The following is a 2,442-nucleotide window of genomic DNA, read 5'->3' as shown; positions in this document are numbered from 1 at the left end:
GCACCAAAATTGTAGATTAATGCACAACAGTAAAGCAAATTTAGCTTATTTTGTCGTGATGAAAAAAAGGTAATTTTTAAATACTATAACTATCATATGGTTGAGCTGGCTCATTATGGTTGGTACGTAATATGCTTTTATATTGTTAACCCACTAAAGGGTTTAACTTATATTAAATTTCAAAGGATAAAATTATGCATATACCCCCTTATACCGCTGTAGACGCGGCCATTGCTATAACCGAAAAAACCACCGACGATCATAGTTACGCCGTTGATATGAGAGCTACAGTAATCGATTTACTTTCGCACCCTAAACATAATCAACAGGCGATGAGCAAACATGAAACAGATCAGATATTTATTCTTGGCTACAATTAATACTCAAATTAGTAACGCAAATAATTTTTATAATAACTGTTTACACTGAAACCGATTAAATGTAATGATAACTATTATCGTTAACTTGAGTCGGTTTTTTTATGTCTTCAAATTATGCCCAGCATCGCTACCATCAAGAACTCTCTTGTCATTGCTTAAGACCTGGCCTGCATGCCCCCATGCTCGTTGCCGACTACATAGAAACCGCCCTTAACGTCGCCAAAAAATTTGAGCAACAACATAATCCCTTGCTTCAAGAGTTTTATCTTAGGCGCACACACCATGAAATTATGAACAAAATGTGCGACCCTCTTATACATAATGCTATTCGTAAACAATGTTTAGAGCAGCTATACAAACCATTATTAGCATTAAAACGGTTTTATAAGGTGCATAACAATACTGCACAATTTTTAATACTTGAGCGTGAAGCTCGTATTCTTAGTCACGAATTCAACCCTTTTTAAGGAGCACACTTATGAGCAACTTTAGAACAGAATCAGACAGCATGGGCGAGCTACAAGTACCTACTGATGCGCTCTATCAGGCGCAAACACAACGAGCTGTTAATAACTTTGCCATTAGTGGCTTATCTATGCCAAAGCAATTTATCACTGCACTGGCTTATATAAAACAAGCTGCTGCGCAAAGTAACTGCGAGCTTGGCCATTTAAGTAAAGACAAAGCAAATGCTATTGAGCAAGCTTGTCAAAGTATTATTGATGGCGAGCATGTTGAGCATTTCCCCGTTGATATTTTTCAAACCGGTTCGGGCACAAGCTCAAATATGAATGCCAACGAAGTTATTGCAACGCTTGCTAGCCGATTAGGCAGTGAAAGCATTCACCCTAATGATGATGTAAACATGGGGCAAAGTTCTAACGATGTAGTCCCTACTGCTATCGCACTCAGTAGCGCAATAAATGTAGTGTATGAATTACTTCCTTCGCTTGAAAACTTATCGCAAAGCCTAGAAAAGAAAAAAGCTGAAGTAGGCCATATAGTTAAAACGGGCCGTACGCATTTAATGGATGCAATGCCTGTTACATTTGATCAAACACTAAGTGCATGGCAGTCACAAGTTAACCATGCCGCAGCAGGAATTAGACATAGCTTAGAGCGTGTATGCGAACTGGCACAAGGCGGTACAGCTGTTGGAACAGGAATAAATGCAGACCCTAAGTTTGCAGCCAAATTTGCAGAAAACCTGAGTGCCAATGTAGGCATTAGATTTACGCCTAGTAGTAACTTTTTTTATAACATCGGCTCACAAGACGCCATAGTAGCGCTTTCGGGGCAATTAAAAGTACTCGCTGTAGCACAAATGAAAATAGCGAACGACCTACGCTGGATGAACTCAGGACCACTTGCGGGCTTAGGCGAAATAGAGCTAGAAGCACTTCAACCGGGCTCGTCTATTATGCCTGGCAAGGTAAATCCGGTAATACCAGAAGCCGCAGCCATGGTAAGCGCACAAGTAATCGGTAACGACGCGACCATTACAGTAGCAGGCCAAGCGGGTAATTTTGAGCTAAACGTTATGCTGCCAGTCATTGCGTATAATATTTTGCAAAGCATAGAATTACTTGCCAATAGCGCACAAGCATTGGGCGATAAAGCCATTGCCAGCTTTAAAGTAAATAAGCCTAATATAGATAAAGCACTCGCTAAAAATCCAATTTTAGTGACTGCGCTCAATCCGGTGATCGGTTATGAAAAAGCAGCAAAAATAGCAAAGCAGGCTTATAAGGAAGCCCGCCCTATTATTGATGTAGCCGAACAAGAAACCGATTTACCACGCAGTGAACTCGAAAAGCTACTTAATCCCACCAAACTAACGCAGGGGGGACTTTAATAAACGATATTTTTCACGGCTTTAATTACTTGATAATATAGTTTTTATTGCCGTAAAAAATGCACCGTGTATGATAGTGATGAATATTTCATCACTATCAAGGTTTGTTATGCGTACCCCATTGTTAGCCATACTTTTACCACTTTGTTTAACTGCATGCTTAGATAAAACGCCAACTGAAACGCAGCAAGTAACAATAACCTCAGA

Annotated in this window: 4 protein-coding genes; 3 read left to right on the top strand and 1 reads right to left on the bottom strand. The window is 39.8% G+C overall.

The genetic code is table 11. The annotated features are described in order from the left end of the window. The first annotated feature begins 194 nt into the window (after nucleotides 1-194). The 3 genes from H5072_RS16935 to H5072_RS16925 all read left to right on the top strand — a co-directional run bounded on the left by H5072_RS16935 (nucleotide 195) and on the right by H5072_RS16925 (nucleotide 2,235). Entirely contained in the window at nucleotides 195-380 is a 186-nt protein-coding gene (locus tag H5072_RS16935; RefSeq protein ID WP_024596419.1) for a hypothetical protein, read from the top strand. 101 nt (nucleotides 381-481) lie between these two features. Beyond that, on the top strand, nucleotides 482-847 hold the full coding sequence (locus H5072_RS16930) for a hypothetical protein (RefSeq protein WP_223231703.1): 366 nt from the start codon (nucleotides 482-484) through the stop codon (nucleotides 845-847). 11 nt (nucleotides 848-858) lie between these two features. Then, nucleotides 859-2,235, top strand: coding sequence for an aspartate ammonia-lyase (locus tag H5072_RS16925; protein WP_154903812.1), 1,377 nt, complete (start codon nucleotides 859-861; stop codon nucleotides 2,233-2,235). A gap of 21 nt (nucleotides 2,236-2,256) precedes the next feature. On the opposite strand, the gene H5072_RS20915 is transcribed toward H5072_RS16925, so the two are convergent. Continuing rightward, nucleotides 2,257-2,442: hypothetical protein (locus tag H5072_RS20915; protein ID WP_220488675.1), on the bottom strand; the 186-nt coding region annotated here is incomplete at its 5' end.

Origin of the sequence: Pseudoalteromonas sp. SR45-5 (assembly GCF_014163565.1) — a bacterium.
GTDB classification, from domain to species: Bacteria; Pseudomonadota; Gammaproteobacteria; order Enterobacterales; family Alteromonadaceae; genus Pseudoalteromonas; species Pseudoalteromonas distincta.
The sequence above is the reverse complement of the archived record's forward strand: the minus strand, read 5'-3'. Positions and strand labels throughout refer to the sequence as shown.

Excerpts from the sequence above, each read along its gene's own strand:
- H5072_RS16935 (WP_024596419.1), top strand. The coding sequence starts at position 195 with ATGCATATACCCCCTTATACCGCTGTAGACGCGGCCATTGCTATAACC.
- H5072_RS16930 (WP_223231703.1), top strand. The coding sequence starts at position 482 with ATGTCTTCAAATTATGCCCAGCATCGCTACCATCAAGAACTCTCTTGT.
- H5072_RS16925 (WP_154903812.1), top strand. The coding sequence starts at position 859 with ATGAGCAACTTTAGAACAGAATCAGACAGCATGGGCGAGCTACAAGTA.